Raw genomic sequence first — 21,572 nt, forward strand, 5'->3', positions numbered from 1 at the left:
CGACGGCACCACCGGGCACCGCGCGGCCGGGAGCGCCGGGGCCGGGGGTTCGTGCCGCGCCCCGGCCGTGCTCCGCGGGCGGTCCGGGCAGGGCCGGGCGGGACGGGCGACGGCACGTTCCGCCGTGTCCCGCCCCTCGCGTCCGGCCCCGGCCGGCTCAGCTGGAGAGCAGGGCCTCCGCTTCCTCGTCCGTCAGGTGCTCCAGCTCCGCGAGGATCTGGTCCTCGACGGCCGCGGCGACATCCCTCAGGGTCGGGCTGTCGAACAGGGTGCGGATCGGGAGCTCGACGTCGAGTTCCTTGCGCAGGCGGATCACCGAGCGCATGGCGAGGAGGGAATCGCCGCCGAGGGCGAAGAAGTTGTCGTTCAGGCCGACGCGTTCGGCGCCCAGCATGCCCGCCCAGATGTCCGCGACGGTCTGCTCGATGGGGGTCCGCGGCGCCTCGTGCTGCGGCGCGTCGTCGTCGGCCAGGTCGTCCGGTACGACGAGGGCCCGCCGGTCGACCTTGCCGTTCGCCGTGAGCGGCAGGGAGTCCAGTTCGAGGTAGACGCCGGGCACCATGTAGGCCGGGAGTTTGGCGCCGAGGAACTCGATGACGTCCTCGGGCACCCGCCCGCCGTCCTGCGGGACGACGAACGCGATCAGCCGCTTCGCGCCGCGCTGCTCCCCCTGGACGACCACGACCGCGGCCCGCACTCCCAGGTGCTGCATGAGCGCCGCCTCGATCTCGCCGAGTTCGATGCGGTACCCCTGCACCTTGACCTGGAAGTCCTCCCGGCCGAGGAACTCGATCTCGCCGCTGGGCAGGAAGCGCCCGAGGTCACCGGTGCGGTAGAGGCGCTGCCCGGTCTCCGGGTGGGTGATGAAGCTCGCGTTCGTCTTCACCTCGTCGCGCAGGTAGCCGCACGCCAGCCCGACACCGCCGATGTACAGCTGGCCGGGGACGTTCGTGGGCCGCGGCCGCAGCGCCTCGTCCAGCACATGGAAGGTCTGGTTCCGCATCGGTCGGCCGTACGGGATGCTCGCCCAGTCCTCGGGCACCTCACCGACGGGGTGGAGGATCGACCAGATCGACGCCTCCGTCGCCCCACCGAGGCTGATGACCTCCGGTGAGCCGAGCGTGCGCCGGATCCGGTCGGGCAGGGTGACCGGGATCCAGTCACCGCTGAGCATCACCGTGCGCAGCGGACCGCCGGTGATCTCCTTGACGGTCATGTGCTCGACGAGCAGCTCCATCAGCGCCGGCACCGAGTTCCACAGCGTGACCTCGGCGCCGGTCACGAGGTCGAGCCAGGCCGCCGGGTCGCGGTGGGCGCCGGCGTCCGGGACGACGACCGCGCCGCCGACCGCGAGCGGGCCGAAGACGTCGTACACCGACAAGTCGAAGCTGAGCGAGGACAGCGCGAGCACGCGGTCGTCGGCGCCCACGGAGAAGCGCTCGTTGATGTCGACGACGGTGTTGAGCGCACCGCGGTGGTCGATCATCACGCCCTTGGGCAGTCCGGTGGAGCCCGACGTGAAGATGACGTACGCGAGGTCCCTCGGCGTCGTGGCGGTCCGGGGCAGCGGCCGGGCCGCCGCCGCGGGGTCGTACGGCAGCTCGTCCACGGCCAGCACCGTGCGCACACCGGCGAACCGGTCCTCGTCCGCCGCCGCGACTCGGGCCTGGGTGAGGACGGCACGCGCCCGGCCGTGTTCGAGCAGGAAACGGATCCGCTCGGCGGGCAGCTCGGGGTCGATGGGCAGATACGCGGCACCCGCGGCGAGGATGCCCAGGACGGCCGCGGACTGCTCCCAGCCCTTTTCCATGACGACGGCGACCAGGTCGTTCGGGCGCACGTCCAGCTCACCGAGGCGCGCGGCGATGTGGTGCGCGCGGGCGGCCAGTTCGCCGTAGTTCAGGACGCGGTGCGGGGTGATGACCGCCGGCCGTTCGGGCGTGCGGGCCGCCTGGGCGAAGAAGGGCGCGTGCAGGAAACCGGACGGCAGCGGTCCCTCGGTGCGGTTGTACTCCTCCTGCGCGGCCAGGTCGGCCGCCGGGACGAGCAGCGGTGCCGGACGGTCCCAGTTCGCCTCGTCCTCGGCGAGGTGGCGCAGCAGGCTGAGGGTCGCAGCGTGGATCGCGGCCACCATGCCCTCGGGGAACAGCTCCTCGACCGCGTCGATGTCCAGCACCAGGGCGCCGTCCGACTCGTACACCTGCGCGTCGATCCAGACCTGCGGGGTCTGCGAGATGCTGTACGCGATCTCGCCGAGCTGCCCCTCCTCGCTGTCGTTGGCGAGCAGGCTGGTGAACACCGCGGGCATGGCCGCCGCCGAGTCACCGCGCACCTTCTTCATCTCGCGCAGCACCCGGACCCCGCTGAACAGCCGGTGGTCGAGGTCGGCCACGAGCCGGTCGCGCACGGCGGCCGCGCGCTCCAGGAACGGGACCGGGGCCGTGGTGTCCAGCTCCAGCAGCGTCAGCGAGGTGAAGTCGCCGATGATCGCGTCGACCTCGGGGTGCAGCGGGAGCCGGTTGGCCAGCGGGAGGTTGAGCGTGAAGCGGCGGTTCTTCGACCAGGTGCCGAGGGCCTCGGCGTACGCCGCGAGCAGCAGGGAGGTCGGCGTGATGCCGCGTCGTGCGGCCGCCGCCCTCAGTGCCGCCCACTGCCCGCGCGGCAGCTCTCCGGCGGTGCGGGCGAAACGCGGGGTCTCGATGGTGCGCGGGTCGCGGGCCAGCGGCAGCTCGGGGGCGAGGGCCAGCTCCGGTATCCGTTCCTGCCAGTAGCGCTCGGCGCCGCGGAAGCGCTCGGTCGACTCCAGGCCGTGCTCGGCCAGTACGTAGTCGCGGAAGGACAGTTCGAGCTCGGGCAGCGCGGCGTCCGGGTCGCCGTACAGGTGCGTGAGCTCGCGCATCAGCAGGTTGTACGCCCACGCGTCGGTGATCAGTCCGTCGACGCTCAGGTGCAGTCGGCCGACGTCGCCGGGCAGGACGGTGGCCCGCAGTTCGAACAGCGGCCAGCACTCGGGGCTGAAGACCTGGTGGGACATGGCCTCGCGGGTCGCTTCGAGCCGCGCGCGGGCCTCGTCCTCGGGCAGGTCGCGCAGGTCCTCGGTCTCGATGACGTAGTCGGGGACCTCGGCGAGGATCTCCTGCTCGCCGTGCGGGTGGACGATGGCCCGGAGCATCCCGTGCCGCCCGATCAGCCGGCGGAACGCACGCTGCATGCGGGGCAGGTCGAGGCCGGGGACGTCGAACTCCTCGTACGCGTGCATGCCGACGTTGCCCAGCTCGAAGACGCCGGTGCGGCCGACCAGGTAGGCCTGCTGGACGTCGGTGAGCGGGAACGGGTCGTGGGCGTGCTCGGGGTCGGGGACGACGACCGGCAGCGCCTCCACGGCGGTCGCGGCGGTGTCCTGCGTACGGGCGTCGCGGACGGCGGCGGCGATGCCGCGGACCGTCGGGTCGGCGACGAGGGCGCGCAGGGGCAGCTCGACGTCGCAGTCCTTGCGGATGCGCGTGACGACCTGGGCGGCGAGCAGGGAATGGCCGCCGAGGTGGAAGAAGTCGGCACCGGCGTCGATGTTCCGGACCCCGAGGAGGTCGCAGAGGACGGCGGCGACCTGGCGTTCGGTGTCGTCCGTGTAGAGGGGCGCGTCCTCGGCGGCCGTGGGCGCCGTCGCCTCCTCGGGCTCCTCCAGGGCCCCGACCACGACCTGGCAGGCGCCCGGCGCGGCGCCGACGACACGGGGGACGGCCGCCTCCACGGCGGCGAGGCCGGCGCGCGGCCAGGCGCAGACCGTCCAGGGCGTGCGGGAGTCCCGTGCGATCAGGGCCACCTGTGACTCGATGACGGACGAGGCGGGAGCGTCGCCGAAGATGTGCACCTCGCAGGCGCGTACGGCGGTGGGGGGTGCGCCCTCGACGAGCGCGGCGGCGTCGGTGAGCCGCTGGAGCACGTCGGCCTGCGGGGCGGACGCGTCGAGCAGCACCAGCGCGACGGCCCCGTCCGCGGGGGACGGACCGGCGGTGGCTCCGGCCCCGGTCAGGGCCCGGTGGAACGCCGCGGTGAGCGGTTCGTCGCCGAGGAGGGCGTAGTGCGTGTCACGGTGGCGGCCGGCGTCCGTGGCCGGGTGCAGTGGTTCGAGCTCCGGGACGAATCGGTGGGCACCGCGCAGGCCGACCACCGGCTCCCGTGCCGGGCCGCTGACTTCGGCGTGCAGCATGGCGGTCAAGCGGTGCAGGGCACCGGGCGTGCCGGGTGCGGTGATGTCGAGCAGGGTGCGCGTACCCGGTCGGCCGGCGGACGCCCACGCCGCCAGCGAGGCCCGCGCCGGGACGAGTCGCTCAGCGCCGGTGACGTCCAGCACACCGGAGGCGACGACGATGACGCGTGTCCCGGCGTCGCCGCGCTCCGCGACCGCCTCGCACAGGGCGGTGAGCGTGTCCTCGGCACCGGCCGCGCCGTCGAGGAACCCGCCGAAGACCACACCCGCGAGGCGATGCTCACCGGCCACCAGCCGGGCGCACTCCTGCGGCGTGGACAGGACGGCGGCCGGAACCGCCGTCACCTCGCCGTGCCCGGCGCGAAGCCGCTCCACCAGGGCGCCGAGCACCCCGCACGGGCCGTCCGTGACCACCAGCCAGGCACCGGCGTCCGCGCCGGCCGGTCGCGCGGCCGCCGGGAGCGACCGGCGCAAGCCGCGCACCCGCAGCCCGTCCGCGCCGGTCCGCGGCCCGGATCCGCCGCGGGGGGCGTCGACCCAGTGCCGGTCGCGTTCGAAGGGGTACGTCGGCAGGACGGTGCGGCGCACGGAGGCGTCCCCGGGCAGCGCGGGCCAGTCGATGGGGACACCCTGGCACCACAGTTCGCCCGCGGCGGTCAGCACCTCGCGGCGGGCGTCACCGTCCTCGGCGGCCGTCGGCAGCGACGCGACGGCGGCGCGGCCCTCGGAGCCGACCCGGGCGAGGCCGGTCAGGACCCGGCCAGGACCGATCTCCAGCAGGACGGCGTCGTGTGCGCGGACGGTGCGCAGGCAGTCGTCGAAGCGGACGGTGGAGCGCAGTTGACCTGCCCAGTAGGCCGGGCTGGTGGCCTGCTCGTCGGTGACCCAGGTACCGGTCACGTTGGAGGCGAAGGGGATGCGCGGCGCGGCCAGCGGGGTCCGGGCGAGCAGGGCCTCGAACGCGGTGGCGGCGGCGTCCATCATCGCGGAGTGGAAGGCGTGCGAGGTACGCAGCCGCTTCGCGGCCACCTCGCGTCCGGCGAGCAGTGCCTCGAAGGTCTCGACGGCGTCGGCCGGCCCGGACACCACGCACTCGTGCGGCCCGTTGACCGCCGCCAGGGCCAGCTCGCCGGTGAGCAGCGCCGTCACCTCGTCCTCGGGCAGCGGCACCGCCACCATCGCGCCGGGCGCCGCCTCCTGCATCAGCCGCCCGCGTTCGGCGACCAGCCGCAGCGCGTCCTCGAACGACAGCACTCCGCTGAGACAGGCGGCCACCAGCTCCCCGAGGCTGTGCCCGAGCATGGCCGCCGGCCGGACGCCCCACGACATCCACAGCTTGGCCAGGGCGAACTCGACGACGAACAGGGCGGGTTGGGCATACCGGGTGGAGCCCATCGCGGCGTGCGCGGCGTCCCGCTCGGCGTCGGCCGGGTAGAGCAGCGCGCGGATGTCCCGGCCGAGGCACGGCAGCAGGATGCCGGCGGCCCGGTCGACCTCGGCGCGGAACACGGGCTCGCGCTCGTACAGGGCGCGGCCCATCCCGACGCGCTGGGTGCCCTGCCCGGAGAAGGCGAAGACGGTCTCGCGCGCGGCGTCGGTGACGTGGGAGCCGGGTCCGGGCAGCAGCGCCGCCACGGCCTCCTCGGCGTTCTCGGCCACGACGAACCGCCGGTACGCCAGCGCCCGGCGCCCGTTCTGCAGCGTGTGGGCGACCTCGTCGAGCCGCTCCTCGGGGTGGCTGCGCAGATGTGCGGCGAGGTCGGCGGCGACGGTGTCCAGCGCGGTCGGCGTGGCGGCGGACAGCGGCAGCAGCCGCGGGCCGCTCCCCTCCGTGGCCGCGGCACGCTCGGGTGCCTCCTCCAGCACGACGTGGGCGTTGGTGCCGCCGATACCGAAGGAGCTGACCCCGGCCCGCAGCACCTCTGCCCGCCAGGGCGTCAGGGCGGCGTTGACGTGGAACGGCCCCTCCTCCAGTGCGAGCCGCGGGTTCGGCGAGGTGTGGTGCAGTGTCGGCGGCAGCTCACGGGCCCGCATCGCGAGCACCGTCTTGATCAGGCCGACCACACCGGCGGCGGTGTCCAGGTGGCCGATGTTGGTCTTCACCGAGCCCAGCGCGCAGCGGTGCTGCTCGCCCGCCTCGGCGAACGCGCTCTTCAGCGCGGCCACCTCGATCGGGTCGCCGAGCGGGGTGCCGGTGCCGTGGGCCTCGACGTAGGAGACGGTGGCCGGGTCGGTGCCGGACACCTCCAGTGCCTCCGCGATGACGTCGGCCTGCCCCTCGACGCTGGGCGCGGTGAAGCCCACTTTGCGGGCACCGTCGTTGTTGATCGCCGATCCGCGGATCACCGCGTGGATCACGTCGCCGTCGGCGAGCGCGTCGTCGAGGCGCTTGAGCACCACCACGCCGGCGCCGCTGCCCGGCACGGTGCCCGAGGCACCTTCGTCGAAGGCCCGGCAGTGCCCGTCGGGCGAGACGACACCGCCCTCCTCGTACCGGTAGCCCTGGTCCTGGGTGGCGACGACGGTCGCACCGCCGGCCAACGCGACGTCGCACTCCCCGTTGGCGAGGGCCTGGCACGCCATGTGGACGGCGACCAGGGAGGTCGAACAGCCGGTCTGCACGCTGACGCTGGGCCCGCGCAGGTTCAGCTTGTACGACACCCGTGTCGGCATGAAGTCCTTGTCGTTGCCGAGCGAGGTCTGGAAGGCGCCGATCCGCTCCACCAGTCCCTCCTCGGCCAGGAGGTTGCGCAGCAGGTAGGAGCTCTCGCCCACCCCGGCGTACACCCCGGTGACCGTCTCGTCCCCGTCGCCCGGACAGCCCGCGTGCTCCAGCGCCTCCCACGCGCACTCCAGGAACAGCCGGTGCTGCGGGTCGAGCAGCTGCGCCTCGCGGGGCGAGAAGCCGAAGAAGGCGGCGTCGAAGCCGGCGATGTCGTCCAGCGCGCCGAACGCCCTGACGAAGCCCGGCCGTGCGATCTCCTCGGGTGTGACGCCGGCGGCGAGCAGCTCCTCGTCGGTGAAGGTTCTGATGGACTCCACGCCGTCGCGCAGGTTGCGCCAGAAGTCGTCCAGGGTGCGGGCCCCGGGGACCCGCAGGGACATCCCGACGACGGCGACGGCGCCGACGGGCATCCCGTGGTCGGCGATCTCGGTGGTCTCGATGGTCACTGTGCCTCTCCTGCCTCTGGAATGTCGTCGGTCCGCCGTCGCGCCGCTCGTGCGCCCTGGTGCCGTCTGCGGGCCTCGGCCCGGCGGCGCCCCCGGGCCCCGACGGGCCCGCCGGGTTCCTCGCCGCCGGCCAGATGCCGGGCGAGGGTGCGCACGGTCGGATGGCGGAACAGGTCCACCACCGGCACCTGCCGGCCGAGCACCTCGGCCAGTCGGTGCTGCACCCGCACGATGAGCAGCGAATGGCCGCCGATCTCGAAGAAGTTGTCGTCGGCGCCCACGCGGTCCGTCGCGAGGACGTCGCGCCACACGGCGGCGACCAAGCGCTCGGTCTCGTTCGCGGGCGTGCCGCGCACGGCGTCGGACGCCGGGCCGGCGGGTGGCGGAAGGGCCCGCCGGTCGGTCTTGCCGCGTTCGCCGCGCGGCAGCCGGTCCAGGGTGACGATCGCGCTCGGCACCATGTACGGCGGTACCCGGTCCGCCAGATGGGCCCGCAGATCGGCCGTCGCGACGGGTGCGGTCACGGCCGCGTACCCGACGAGCGCGGGCTGTCCGGGTGTGTCCTCGCGCAGCAGCACCGCCGCGTCACGTACCCGGGGATGCGCGGCGAGGGCGGCCTCGATCTCGCCGAGCTCGATACGGAAGCCACGCAGCTTGACCTGATCGTCCTCGCGGCCGAGGAAGTCCAGCACGCCGTCCGCGGAACGCCGGACCCGGTCCCCGGTGGCGTACATGCGCTCGCCCGGCCCGCCCCAGGGGTCGGGCAGGAAACGGGTGGCGGTGCGTGCGGGGTCGCCCAGGTAGCCGTGTGAGACGCCGGGCCCGGCGAGGTACAGCTCGCCGGGGACGCCGGGCGGCACGGGGCTGAGTGTGTGGTCCAGGACGTGGGCGCGCACGCCGGGCAGCGGGCGGCCGATCGGGACGGTGCCGCTGACGTCCTCGGACGTCTCGGGCTCGTACACGGTGGCCGTGATGGTCGTCTCCGTCGGGCCGTAGGCGTTGAGCCAGCGGATGCGGGCCGGCGCCGCGGCCCGCCAGGCGGCGAGGCTGCCGGCGTCGACCCGTTCGCTGCCGACGACGACCAGGCGCAGTGCCGGGCACGCGGCAGGGGGGTGGCGGTCCAGCACGGACACCCACTCGTGCCAGTACGACGCCGGCAGGTTGAGCACGGTCAGCCGCTCCCGCCGGGCCAGCGACACCAGCTCGTCGATGCCGGGCACGGGCCCTACCGGCGGCAGGACGACGCGGCCTGCGCGCACCAGGGTGGCGAACAGTTCCTCGGCCGCCACGTCGAAGGTGAGCGACGCGAACTGAAGGACGCGGTCGTCGCCGTGGAGCGCGTACCGCTCGGCGACCGCGCCGAGCGTGTGCACCAGGTTGGCGTGGCTGACCGGGACGCCCTTGGGCCGGCCTGTCGTACCGGAGGTGTAGAGGATGTAGGCGGGTGCGGCGGGGTGCACGTCGTACGGCTCCCGCCCCGTGTTCCCGGCCGGTACGGCGGTTTCGCCGTCGGTGGCGTAGGCGTCCTCGACCAGGGCGAACGGCAGGTCGCCGCACGGCGGCACCGGTGAGGTGCGCGAGCCGAGGACCAGGACGGCACGTGCGTCGGCGGCCACGTGTGCGAACCGTCCGCGGGCGGCACGGGCGTCCATGGGGACGTAGGCGGCGCCCGCCTTCAGGACGCCGAGCAGCGCCGCCGGCCAGGCCAGGCACCGCTCCATGGCGACGACCACGGTGTCGCCCGGCCGTACGCCCCGCGCCCGCAGGTACCGGCACACGGCGTCGGAGCGGGCCTCCAGCTCGGCGTAGGTGACGGTCCGTCCGTCCTGGCTGAGCGCGATCCGCTCCGGGCGGCGCCGGGCGGCGAGGGCGACCCACGCGTGCAGCGTGGCCGCCTCCGGCGTCGACGCGGTCACCGGCTCGCCGGTGGCGACGCCGAGTTCGTGGGCGTCGAGCATGGGCAGGGCCGACACCCGCGCGGCGGGATCCGTCAGCGCGGACTGAAGCAGGCGTACGTAGTGCCGCATCATGCGCTCGACCGTGCCGCGGTCGAACAGGTCCACGTCGTACTCCACGTGGCCGCGCAGCTCCCCGGCGGCCGAGGGCGCCTCGTCCCAGGCGACGGTCAGGTCGAACTTCGCGATGCCGGCCGGGGTCTCCCGCACCCCGACCGACAGGCCCGGCAGCGCGGTGGTGGTCTCCGGCACGTTCTGCTGGGAGAGCATGACCTGGAACAGCGGCGACCGGCCGGGGTCGCGGGGCGGCCGTACCGCCTCCACGATCTGTTCGAAGGGCACGTCCTGGTGGTCGTGAGCGCCCAGGGTGGTGTCGCGCACCCGCTCCAGCAGCTCGGCGAAGGTCGGTTCGTCCTCCCAGCGGGTGCGCAGGACGAGGGTGTTGACGAAGAAGCCGATGAGCTCCTCCAGTTCCGGACGGGTGCGTCCGGAGACCGGCGAGCCGACGCTGACGTCCTTGACACCCGCGTACCGGCCCAGCAGCAGCTGGAAGGCCGCCAGCAGCGTCATGAACGGGGTGACACCGTGGGCGCGGCTCACGTCGGCGAGCCGTGCGGCGAGCGGAGCGGGCAGTCGCAGCGGGAGCACCTCGCCCGCGTACCGGGGTGTCGAGGGCCGGGGCCGGTCGGTCGGCAGGTCCAGGACCGGCGGCGCCCCGCGCAGGCGCTCCGTCCAGTAGGCGAGCTGCCGTTCGCGGGCCCCGTCGTCGAGGAGGCGGCGCTGCCACTCGGCGTAGTCCGGGTATCCCACGGTGAGCGGCGGCAGCGCCGCGCCCTCGGCCCCGCGGGCCGCGGCGTACAGGGCGCCGAGGTCGCGCAGGAGGACACCGACCGACCAGCCGTCGGAGGCGGCGTGGTGCAGGGTGAGCAGCAGCTCGAACCGGTCGTCGGCCAGCTTCACCAGCCGGGCCCGCAGCAGCGGTCCCCGTTCGAGGTCGAACGCCCGCCGCGCCTCGCGCGACGCGCTCGCCCGGGCCGCCTGTTCGCGTTCCGCGGCGGGCAGGCGGCTCAGGTCCTCGACCTCCCAAGCGGTCTCCGGGTGGTCGGCGACGACCTGGCGCGGTTCGCCGCCCTCGCCCGCGACCAGCCGGGTGCGCAGCGAGGCGTGGCGGGCCACCAGTGCCCGTAGGGCCTCGTCGAGCGCGGGCACGTCCAGACGGCCCCGGATGGACAGTGCCAGGGGCACGTTGTAGAGGGCGCCGCCCGGAACCAGCCGGTCGAGGAACCACAGGCGCTGCTGCGCGTACGACAGCCGGTACGGACCCGGCCCCGCCGGCACCAGCGGCGGGTGGCCGTCCGTGCCGCGCGCCGCGGCCAGACGCGCCGCGAGCCGCTCGACGGTCGGCGCCTCGAACACGTCTCGCACCCGGGTCCGCACGCCGAGCCCCGCCTCGATGCGGGATGCGGCCTGCGCGGCCAGGAGGGAGTGACCGCCCAGTGCGAAGAAGTCGTCGTGCGCTCCCACCTCGCGCACCCCGAGCAGTTCCTGCCAGACCCGGGCGATGAGCTCCTGCCGGGGGCCGCTGGGCGCCACCCGGGCCGCGGCCTGGACGCCGTGCTCGTCGCCGGGCTCGGGAAGAGCGCGCAGATCCACCTTGCCGTTGGGGGTGAGGGGCAGTTCCGGGAGGGTGACGTACCAGGCGGGCACCATCGCCTCGGGCAGGCGCGCCGCGACATGGGCCCGCAGGTCCCGCGGCCGGGCGGGTAGGCCGTCCTCGGTGACGACGTAGGCCGCCAGCCGCTTGGCGTCGTCCGTTCCCCGTACGGCCACCACGGCCGCGCGCACGCCGGGATCGGCCGTGAGCACGCTCGCGATCTCCTCGGGCTCGATACGGACGCCCCGGATCTTCACCTGCGTGTCGGCGCGGCCCAGACATTCCAGGACCCCGTCCTCGCGCCAACGCGCCACGTCTCCCGTCCGGTAGAGGCGCTCGCCCACGCCGAACGGGCTCGGCACGAAGCGCTCTGCCGTGAGGTCGGGCCGGCCGGCGTAGCCGCGTGCCAGTCCGGCACCGGCGAGGTGCAGCTCGCCCGGGACGCCGACGCCGGCCGGGCGACCGTACTCGTCGAGCACGTACAGGCTGGTCTCGGCGATGGGGCGGCCGATCGGCACCCGGGCCGCCTCGGGGTCGGGGTCTGCCGGATCGTAGGTGCTCGCGAAGGTGGTCCCCTCGGTCGGGCCGTACGCGTTGGCCAGACGGACCGTGCCGGGTGTGGCCCTGCGCACGGCGGCCACGCGCCGGGCGTCGGCCGGCTCGCCCCCGAAGAAGAGCGTGCGCAAGGAGGCGAACATCGCCGGGGCGGTGTCGGCGCACTGGTGGAAGAGCGCGGTGGTGAGGAACATCGCGGTCACGCCGTCGGCCTCGATGCGCCTGCGGAGCAGCTCGGGCGAGAGCACTTCGTCCTTGGGGACCCCCACCAGCACGGCGCCGTTGACGAGCGCCCCCCAGATCTCCAGCGACGCCGCGTCGAAGGAGACGTTCGCCGCCTGGGCCACCACGTCGCTGGGCCCGAAGCCGAGGTACGCCGCGTCGCACACGAGGCGCACGATCCCGCGGTGGGTGTTCTCGACGCCCTTGGGGCGGCCGGTGGACCCGGAGGTGTACAGCACGCACGCGCGCTGCTCAGGGTGCACGGCGGGCAGTGGCGTGTGCGGGGAGCAGCGCGTCAGGTCCTCGATCCGTACGACGGGAGCGCCGCCCGCGAAGTCGACGTCCCGGTCGGCGAGCACCACGCAGGCCCCGCTGTCCTGGACCATGTACGCCAGCCGTGACTCGGGGTGGCCCGAGTCGAGCGGCAGGTACGCGGCGCCGGCGGTGAGCACCGCGAGCATGGCGACGACGAGGGACGCGGACTGCTGCATGGCCAGCCCGACCACGGACTCCGGCGTGACGCCCCGCTCGACGAGGGCGCGCGCCAGCCGGTCGGAGCGGTCCTGCAGTTCGCCGTACGTGAGCGTGCCGTCCGCGAAGCGCAGCGCCACTGCCGTCGGGGTGGCCTCGGCCTGGGCACGGAAGGCCGCCACCACGTCAGCGGCCCGGGCCTCGCCGCCCTCGGTCCCCCAGGCGGCCAGGAGGGCGCGCTCCTCGGGGGTGGTGTGCACGAGGTGGGAGACCGGTGCCGCCGGGTCGGTGAGCGCGGCGGTGAGCAGGGTGGTGCAGTGCTGCGCCATCCGCTCGGCCGTGGCCCGGTCGAACAGTTCGGCGTCGTAGGCGAGCGTGCCGCCCAGTTCACCGGTGTCCGACGGCGTCTCGTCCCAGGCGAGGGCCACGTCGAACCCTCCGCTCGGGGCGCTGCCCAGGGTCAGCTCGGCCCGGAGCCGCTCCGTCCGCGGTGTCTCCCGCGTCCGGTGCAGCAGTGTGGCGAAGTCCGGGTCGTCCTCCCAGTGGGTGCGGTAGGCGCCCACGCCCTCAGGGCCGGCCGAGCCGACGCTGACGTCCTTGACTCCGGCGTAGCGGCCCAGGAGCAGCTGAAACGCCGTCAGAAGGATGGTGTGCTCGGGTACTTCGCGGGTGCGGCTCAGCTCGGTGAGGAGCTGCGCGGCCGAGGGGTCGAGCCGGACCGGAACGTCCCGCACGGCTTGTCCCCGCCGCTTGGTGCGGACCCGGTCGGTCACCAGCTCCAGCACGGGGGCCTCGGTGTCGTCGCTCATTTCATGCCCTCCCCCACGAAGGCGCCGGCGTCCGCCGCCGTGGCCACGTGCACCACCCGCCCCGCGTCGAGTGTGATCACCCGGTCGGCGTCCGCCAGGGTGTCCCGCCGGTGCGCGATGGTGAGCACCGTCGCGTCGGCCAGCTCCCCGGCGAGGATGCGCTGGATGCGCGCGTCGGTCTCGGCGTCGAGGTTCGAGGTGGCCTCGTCGATCAGGACGATCCGCGCCCGGTCGAGCAGCGCCCGTGCCAGGCACAGCAGTTGTCGCTCACCGGCGCTGAGCCGGGCCCCACCGCCGGAGACGGTGTGGCCGAGCCCGTCCGGGAGCGCCAGGAGTCGGTCCGCGAGGCCGACCCGGCCCAGCACGGCCTCGAGGTCCGCGTCCGGGTGGATCCGGCGGGGGTCGAGGTTCGCGCGCAGCGTGCCCGGCAGCAGTGCGGGGTCCTGGGGCACGACGGCGATCGCGGAGCGCAGGTCCTTCAGTCGCAGGGCCGAGACGTCGACGCCGTCGATGAGGATCCGGCCGCCCTCGGCGTCGACGAACCGCAAAAGCGCCGCGAAGAGGCTGGACTTGCCGCTGCCGGTGCGGCCGACGATGCCGACCTTCTCGCCGGCGGGGGCGTGGAAGGACAGGGCGTCCAGGGCGGCGGGGCCGCCCTTGTCGTAGCGCAGGGTGACGCCTTCGAAGCGGACGTCGCCCCTGGCCGGCCAGCCCTCGGGAGCGCGGTCGCCGCCGGTCGTCTCCGTCGGCAGCTTCGTGTAGTCGTGGACGCGTTCGAAGCCGGCGAGCGCCAGGTCCATCGTCTGAACGGTCATCAGGCTCATGGCGAGCGTCTCGATGAGCGTGTACACGAAGCTGATGCCCACGCCGACGGTGCCCGCTCCCACGCCGCCCTGGACGACGAGCAGCGCGGAGAAGCCGAAGAGAACCGCCGCGCCGACCAGGTCGAGACGCAGGTTGAAGTAGCGGGACAGGGAGTTGACCGTGTAGTCGGCGTAGTGGGCGGCGCGCACGCGCTCACGGAAGGCGGCCTCGTATCCCCGGACGCGTGCCGTGCGGCCCTCGATCGTGGTCACGCCGTCGACCGCCTCCGCGATCAGCGACAGGACCGGCTCCTTCGCCTGCTTCGCCAGCCGGGACGACTCGACGGTGCTGGACCGGGTACGGCGCTGCCAGCGCAGGTACAGCAGCAGGACGAGGGGCGTGAACACCAGGGTGACGGGGCTGGTGACGCTGAGCGCGAGCAGCGGGATCACCATGCCCACGGCGATCTTGAGGGTGTCCATGGTGTACTCGGGCAGTTCGAGGTCGACCGTCTCGGTGTCCGCCGAGAAGCGGCTGAGCACACGGCCGGACGGGTTCTTGTCGAAGAAGGACACGGGGGCGTGCAGGACCTTCTCCAGCATCCCCTTGTGCAGGGTCTGGCCGGCTTTGACGCCGCGGGAGAACCCGAAGCTGAACAGGCCGCGGTCCAGCCACAGGGTGAGCAGGCCGATCGAGGCGAAGACACCGGCGTACAGCAGCGTGTCCTCACCGGCCCGGTCGGTCCACAGGCCGAGCCAGAAGGAGGTCGCGCCCAGCGCGCTCTGGCCGAGGACGGCCAGGCCGATCAGCACCGCAAGGAGGATGCCGGGCGTCAGTACCCGCAGGTAGCCGCGGTAGGTGTCCGCGAGCACCTTGCCGTCGCGGATCGCGGGCTCGGGTTCGGGCTCGGTGTCCGCATTCCGCTCGACGCCGGGCTCGGTGGGCTCGGGCTCCTCGGCGCCGTGGGCGCGGGCCGCCTCGCCGAGGGCGGGCAGCAGCTCCGGGATGCCCGCCGCGATCTCGTCGAAGGAGCCCGCGGCGACCACCCGGCCCGCTTCCACGACGACGACCCGGTCGGCACGGCGCGCGAAGTCCAGGCGGTGGGTGACGACGATCCGGGTCCGGTCGGCGAGCACACCGCAGACCAGCTCGTCCAGGACGGTGCCGGCGACCGTGTCGTCCACCGCGCTGGTCGGGTCGTCGACGAGATAGACGTCGGCGTCCTCGTAGGCCGCTCGGGCGAGCGCGATGCGCTGACGCTGGCCGCCGGAGAGGGTGGTGCCGCGTTCGCCGACCACGGTGGCGTCGCCGAGCGGCATCGCGGCCAGGTCGGTCTCCAGTGCGGTGGCCCGCACCACGGCGGCATAGCGCTCGGGGTCGCGGGGCGAGAAGCAGCGGATGTTCTCCTCGACCGTGCCCTGCATGATCCAGGCCTTCTGCGGCAGGTACACCACGCCGCCCGACACCTCGGCGGTACCGGCGACCGGTCGCATCGTCCCGGCGAGCGCGCCGAGCAGCGCGGACTTGCCGCTGCCGACGCGGCCCAGGACGCAGACCAGTTCACCCGGCGCGATCCGCAGGTCGACGCCGGTCAGGCAGGGCTCCGCCGCCTCGTCGGCAGGCCACGCGAACGACGCGTCGGACAGGGCGACGCTGCCCGCGGGCGCCGAACCGGCCGGTGCCGGCGCGGCCTCCGGCGCGGTGAGGAACGCCGTCATCCGGCCCAGGGCGACCCGCCACTCGTTGCGCATGTCGAGGTAGCGGACCAGTTCGGGCAGCTGCGAGCGCAGCACGGTGAGGACGGCGACGGCGGAGAACACGTCGGCCGCGCGCAGTTCGTGTCCGAGGGCGACGTAGGTGATGAGGGTGATGCTGACCATCAGCACGGGTACGGCCGAGTTGACCAGGTAGAGCGTCGCGAGCCGCTTCTGCCGGCGCACCAGCAGTTCGCCCAGCACGGACCGCTCGCGGGTCACCGCCCGCTCGGCGACGTCCTCCCAGCCGTGCGCGCGCAGGGTGCGCATCGCGGCGAGGTAGTCACCGACCAGCCCGATCCGTACGCCGTTGGCGTCCCGGATCTTCGGCACCAGCGCGTAGACCCGCTCGTTGGCGACGTGCGACAGGGCGAGGCCCGCGATCAGGACGACGATGCCGACGAGGCCGGCCCAGCCGAGCAGCACGCACAGGATCACGCTGGAGCCGGCGATGCCCAGCGGTACCGCCCAGGACATGTGGATGAACCCGAGCCGTCCGACGCGCATCGAGTCGGAGGCGACGAGTGTGATCACCTCGCCCGCCGGATGGGCGGCGCGGGCGCCCCGGTCCATGCGCAGATACCTGCGCAGCACCTGGTCGCGCAGCAGCGCGTTGACGGAGTGCGTGGACTTCCACGCCTGTGACCACTGGTGCTTGTGCGCCAGGGAGTCCACGACGTGGAAGGCGCCCAGGCAGGCCGCGACGAGCAGCCCCTGGAGCACGGCCCCGCGCCGGTCCTGCTCGAACCACTGGATCAGCTCGCGCACCAGCAGCGGACCCAGCGTGGCGCAGGTCTGGTAGGCGAGGAAGATCAGGGCAGCGCCCCAAAAGCGCCGTCGGTAGGTGTGGTACAGCGCCCTGCGCAGCCCGTCCGGATGGTCGCGGCGCTCCGCGTACGCCCGCTCGAAGCTCGGCGTCACGCGCTCCAGGTGGTCGTACGCCGGGGGCGTCAGGGTGTCGGAGCTGCGGAGCGGCCGCTGCATCCCCGTCCTCACCAGGGGCGCGGGCCACCGGATGAAGAGGCGGGAGAGGAGCCCCGCGCCGCCCTCCTCGCTGGGAGGGCTCGGGGTGTCGGTGAGTGCCACGTCTCCTCGTTTCAGGTCGTGGGCCGGGAAAGGGGGGCGAAGCCGTACGCCTGCTCCAGTGCGTGCCGGGCGGCCTCGGGCAGATGGCGGCGCATCTCGTCGAACTCGCGGGCCCGGCTCATGCGCGCCGATTCCGGGAAGCGCGGCCGCTGTTCGAGCCAGTTGGCCACGGTGAGCGTCGCGAGATCGCCGTACTGCCGGTCCGTGACGCCGATGTGCGCGCCGGAGCGGGTCTCCAGCAGGAACGGCGCACCGTCGAAGGCGGCGTCGAAGATGCCGGCGCGTGCGACGGTCCCGAAGAGATGGACCAGCAACTCGGCTTCCTCGCCGATGAGTTCGCGTACGACGGGCCGGAGCTGAAGGGGCACGGCGCCGGTCGGGAAGATCTCCGTGCCGTACACCGAGTGGAAGAGCCCGGCGTCGCACAGCGCGTCGCCGCATCCCCAGGAGCGCAGCAGGTCGTGAACGCCCTGGAGGTGCGCCAGCAGGTCCGCGCCGGAGTGGACGAGCGCGTCGGTGCCGTGCTTCTCCAGGAAGGCGATCTTGTCGGCGTGACCGACGGCGGTGGTCACGACCGGGCCCCCGCGGGGGCGAGGGTGTCGATGGTGCCGGTCATGGCGACGAGGATCTTGCGGGGGCCCTCGAAGCCGGCCCGCCCGTGGGCCATGGCCATGTTGTCCACCATCAGCAGATCGCCCTGCTGCCAGGGGAACGCCAGCGTCTCCGCGTCGTACGCGGCCCGTACGGCGGCCAGGTCGGCCTCGGGGATGCGGCTGCCGTCGCCGAAGTAGGCGTTGCGCGGCAGGTCCGCCTCGGGCATGAGGTCCAGCAGTGCCTGGCGGGTGGCCTCCTTGAGGTTGGAGACGTGGAACAGGTGCGCCTGGTTCATCCAGCCGGGCCGCCCGGTGACCGGGTGCGCCGCGACGGCCTGGCAGACCTCGGTGGTGCGCAGCGCCCCGTCCTCCAGCCACTCGAAGGCGATGTTCCGCTCGCGGCAGAAGCGCTCGACGGCCGAGCGGTCGGACGTGGCGAACGCGTCCTCCCAGGAGATCCCGAGCCCGGGGCGGTAGTTGCGGACGTAGCGCACGCCGTGCCGCTCGAACCGCTCGCGCACGTCCCGGGGGATCCGCTCGTACACGGCGTGGCTGTCGGCGAGCGGCGTCTCACCGCCCACACAGGCGGCGACCGCGGCGTAGAACCAGATCCGCTCCGGCCAGAAGCTGGTGTAGCTCATCTCGTTGTGGAGCGGGATCACCTCGCTCGCCGGGTACTCGGTGGAGGTGTAGACGTCGCCGACCTTGCTGCGCGGAGTGGAGCCGTAGGTGTACTCCCCGAGCTCCTGGCCGAAGACACGGACGAACCGGGAGAACGCCGAGGCGTCCGGGGCGTCGAACCCGCGCAGCAGGCAGGCGCCCGCGCTCAGCAGCCGCTCGTCGAGCCGTGCGGCGTTCTGGGCCGCCCAGGCCGACGGATCCAGGCCGGGCTCGGTGGCTTCGTGGACGGCCACCCGGTCCCGCTCGGGGAACAGGCACCATTCCTTGACGTCAGGCATGTGACGGGAGTTCCAATCAGTCGCAGGGTGGGGGTCAGTGGCCGTCCGGCCGGAGGAACGACCTGAGGGCCCGTGTCACGAGGCCCGCGAGGCGCTCGATCGTGGCGCGGTCGTGCAGATCGGCGCTGTATCGGAAGGTGAGACCCAGTTCGCCGCCGGTGATGCCGGCGTTGACGATGAGGCGGTGCATCCGGGTGAGGTCCGGTACCGGCGCCAGCTCGCCCATGGCCGCGCCGAGCAGCGGTGATTCGTCCGCGTCCGGCTCGTACTCACCCCAGTTGCTCAGCAGGACGTCCGGTTCGCCGAGCGGCGCCAGTGCGTCCGCGACACCGGGCCGGGCGCCGCCGTAGCGCAGCAGGCCGTAGCCGAGGCCACCGCGCGGTATCGCCCGCGCCTGCCGGGCGACCGCTTCGAGGACCGCGCGTGGATGGGTGTCCGCGGGCAGTTCGAGGAGCCTCGGTGAGGTCACCGAGAAGCGGCCGATGGCGCGCGACAGGTCGAGGTCGTCACCGCCGAGCTCACGTCCCCGTGCGACCACGTCGAGCAGGACCGACGTCTGTCCGGACCAGTCGGCGATGCCCTTCAGCAGCGCCGCCTGCAAGGCGTCGTTGAGGGAGAGCCGGTGGTCGCGCGGCAGCATCCGGCGCAGTTCCGCCGTGTCCGCCGCGTCCAGCGTCACCTCCACCGACTCCTCCGACGACATGAGGTTGCCGCCGTCCGCGTGATCCAGTGGCAGGCGCGGGACCGGGCGCCGGGCGATCGCGCTCCAGTACTCGGCGTCCTGGTCGAGCTCGGGTGAGCGGGCCAGGCGGTCCAGGCGCCGCGCCCACTCGGCGAAGTGCGCGGTCGGCTGCGGAAGCCGGGGTTCGCGGCCGTCGGCGAGCGCCACACAGGCGCTCTGCAGGTCCTCCATCAGGATGCTCCACGAGCTGTTGTCCATCAGCTGGTGGTGCACGATCGCGATGAGCACGTCCGGCCGGTCCGCGCCCAGCCGCACCAACGCGAACTGGAGCAGCGGTCCGTTGCCGTAGTCGAGCCGGCGGTGCAGGGAGCGGTCCAGGCGCTCGAACGCGGCCTGTTGCGCGTCCTGGTCGAGCGCGGAGAGGTCGACGCTGGTGAACGGCGTCTGCTCGAACCGCTCCTGCACGCGTACCCGGTAGCCGCCGTCCTCGCGCGGGAAGCAGATGCGCAGCGCGTCGTGGTGCTCCACCACATGGGCCACCGCCCGCCGCACCAGGTCCGGGTCGAGCCGTTCCTTGGTCTCGAAGGTGAACACATGGGTGTAGAGGTGCTGGTCGGTGAACTCCCGGCGCAGGAAGGCGTGGTGGGACGGCACGAGCGGTATCTCGCCGCTGCCCTCACCGCCGCCCCGCTCGACCGCGGCGGTCGTGGCCACGGCCGCGAGCCCGGCGATGGTCGGGTTCGCGATGAACTGCGCCGGCGTCACCGAGATGCCCGCCTTGCGTGCCCGGTCGACGACCCGTATCACATGCAGCGAGTCCCCGCCCACGGCGAAGAAGTCGTCGTGGAGGCCGACCTCCGGCAGGCGCAGCACCTCGCACCACAGGGAGGCGAGCGTCCGCTCGACCCGGTTCATCGCCGCTCCGGTGGAAGCGGGAGCGGTGGGCGGCGCCGGCGCGAGGCCGTCGTCCAGCCGGACGAAGCCGCGCAGGCTGTCCTCCACCAGGCCGGCCAGCCGTTCGATGCTCGCCCGGTCGTTGAGGTTCGGGCTGAAACGGAACCCGACCTTCAGGGCACCGCCGTAGACCCGGCAGTCGATCATCAGGCGGTGCATCCGCTGGAGCTTCGGCATCGGCCACGCGTCCTCGATGGGCGGGCCGAGCACCGGCGACTCCTCCACGACGTTGTCGAAGGTGCCCCAGTTGTTGAGCAGGATGTGCGGCTTGCCCAGCGGGGCCAGGGCCTGCGCGACCTCCGGCCGGGCGCCGATGTAGCGCAGCAGGCCGAAGCCGAGGCCGTGCCGCGGCACCGCCTTGAGCTGCGCCGCGACCGAGTCGAGCAGCGCACGGGGCCCTTCCTCGGCGGGTGCCTCCAGCAGCCGCGGGGAGGTCATGGAGAACCGCCCGATGGCACGCGACAGGTCGAGGTCATCGCCGCCGAGTTCCCGTCCGCGGGCGACCAGGTCGACGATCACCGAGTCCTGCCCCGACCACTCGGTGAACCCGCGAAGAGTGGCCGCGAGCAGGGCCTCGTTCACGGAGAGCCCGTAGCCGTGCCGCATGGCCAGGCGCAGTGCCGACGTCTCCTCGACGTCGAGTCCGATGACCACCGACTCCTCGGTGGACATGCAGTCCTCGCCGCCTTCGTGGTCCAGTGGCCAGCTCGGCACGGGCCGGCGGGCGAGCGCGGTCCAGTACGCGGCGTCGTCGTCCAGTTCCGCGGAGCGGGCGAGCCGGTCGAGGTTGCGCGCCCAGGCCGCGAAGGACGAGGTCGTGGGCTCCAGCTCCGGCATCCGCCCGGCGGCCAGAGCGGTGTAGGCGGCCTGCACATCCTCGATCAGCACGTCCCAGGAGCTGTTGTCCATGAGCTGGTGGTGGACGATCACGATCAGCGTGTCCGGCCGCCGCGGCCCGAACTTGACCAGCGCGACGTGCAGGAGGGGCCCGTGGGTGAAGTCCAGCTTCCGGTGCAGAGCCGCGTCCAGCCGCTGGAACGCCACCTCCTGGGCCTCTGGGTCGAGCGCGGACAGGTCCACGCTGGTGAACGGTGTGCGATCGAAGCGCTCCTGCACCTTCACCCGGTAGGCGCCCCCGTCGTCCGGGAAGCAGATCCGCAGTGCGTCGTGGTGCTCCAGGACGCACTCCACGGCGCGTTCCACGAGCGTGGGGTCGAGAGGCTCGACCGCCTCGTAGACGAACGGGTGGGTGTAGATCTCCTTGTCGGCGAAGTCCCTTTCCAGGAAGGCCAGATGCGAGGGGACCAACGGCACCGGCCCACGGTCCTCGGCCCGGTCGCCCCCGGCACCCGCCCGGCCGGCCACGGCGGCGAGTCCCGCGACGGTCGGGTGGGCGATGAACTGCGCCGGCGTCAGCGAGATCCCCGCCTTGCGCGCCCGGTCCACCACACGAATCACATGCAGCGAATCACCACCCAACGCGAAGAAGTCGTCCTCGACCCCCACCTCCGGCAGCCGCAACACCTCCCGCCAGATCCCCGCCAGCGTCTCCTCCACACGCCCCCGACGCCCCCCACCGGCCACCGCCGCCGCCAACCCCGCGACGGTCGGGTGGGCGATGAACTGCGCCGGCGTCAGCGAGATCCCCGCCTTGCGCGCCCGGTCCACCACACGAATCACATGCAGCGAATCA

At 73.6% G+C, this 21,572-nt stretch carries 6 protein-coding genes; all 6 read right to left on the reverse strand.

The window, feature by feature from the left end:
• Positions 1–157: 157 nt before the first annotated feature.
• On the reverse strand, positions 158–7,381 hold the full coding sequence (locus ACWCPI_RS19435; protein WP_451039268.1) for a hybrid non-ribosomal peptide synthetase/type I polyketide synthase: 7,224 nt from the start codon (positions 7,379–7,381) through the stop codon (positions 158–160).
• Positions 7,378–13,047, reverse strand: coding sequence for an amino acid adenylation domain-containing protein (locus tag ACWCPI_RS19440; protein ID WP_451039269.1), 5,670 nt, complete (start codon positions 13,045–13,047; stop codon positions 7,378–7,380). Before ACWCPI_RS19440 ends, ACWCPI_RS19435 begins: the two co-directional genes overlap by 4 nt.
• On the reverse strand, positions 13,044–16,691 hold the full coding sequence (locus ACWCPI_RS19445; RefSeq protein WP_451039270.1) for an ATP-binding cassette domain-containing protein: 3,648 nt from the start codon (positions 16,689–16,691) through the stop codon (positions 13,044–13,046). The genes ACWCPI_RS19440 and ACWCPI_RS19445 overlap by 4 nt, the downstream gene beginning before the upstream one ends.
• Positions 16,692–16,702: 11 nt before the next feature.
• Positions 16,703–17,263 carry a DUF6817 domain-containing protein gene (locus ACWCPI_RS19450; RefSeq protein ID WP_451039271.1) on the reverse strand — a complete coding sequence of 187 codons (561 nt, stop codon included), beginning with the start codon at positions 17,261–17,263 and terminating at the stop codon, positions 16,703–16,705.
• On the reverse strand, positions 17,260–18,243 hold the full coding sequence (locus ACWCPI_RS19455; protein ID WP_451039272.1) for a TauD/TfdA family dioxygenase: 984 nt from the start codon (positions 18,241–18,243) through the stop codon (positions 17,260–17,262). The genes ACWCPI_RS19450 and ACWCPI_RS19455 overlap by 4 nt, the downstream gene beginning before the upstream one ends.
• A gap of 34 nt (positions 18,244–18,277) precedes the next feature.
• Positions 18,278–21,572, reverse strand: a 3,295-nt coding sequence (locus tag ACWCPI_RS19460) for a condensation domain-containing protein (protein WP_451039273.1), incomplete at its 5' end; no start/stop codon positions are given.

This window comes from Streptomyces sp. NPDC001920 (assembly GCF_053594495.1).

Excerpts from the sequence above, each read along its gene's own strand:
- ACWCPI_RS19440 (WP_451039269.1), bottom strand. The coding sequence starts at position 13,047 with ATGAGCGACGACACCGAGGCCCCCGTGCTGGAGCTGGTGACCGACCGG.
- ACWCPI_RS19455 (WP_451039272.1), bottom strand. The coding sequence starts at position 18,243 with ATGCCTGACGTCAAGGAATGGTGCCTGTTCCCCGAGCGGGACCGGGTG.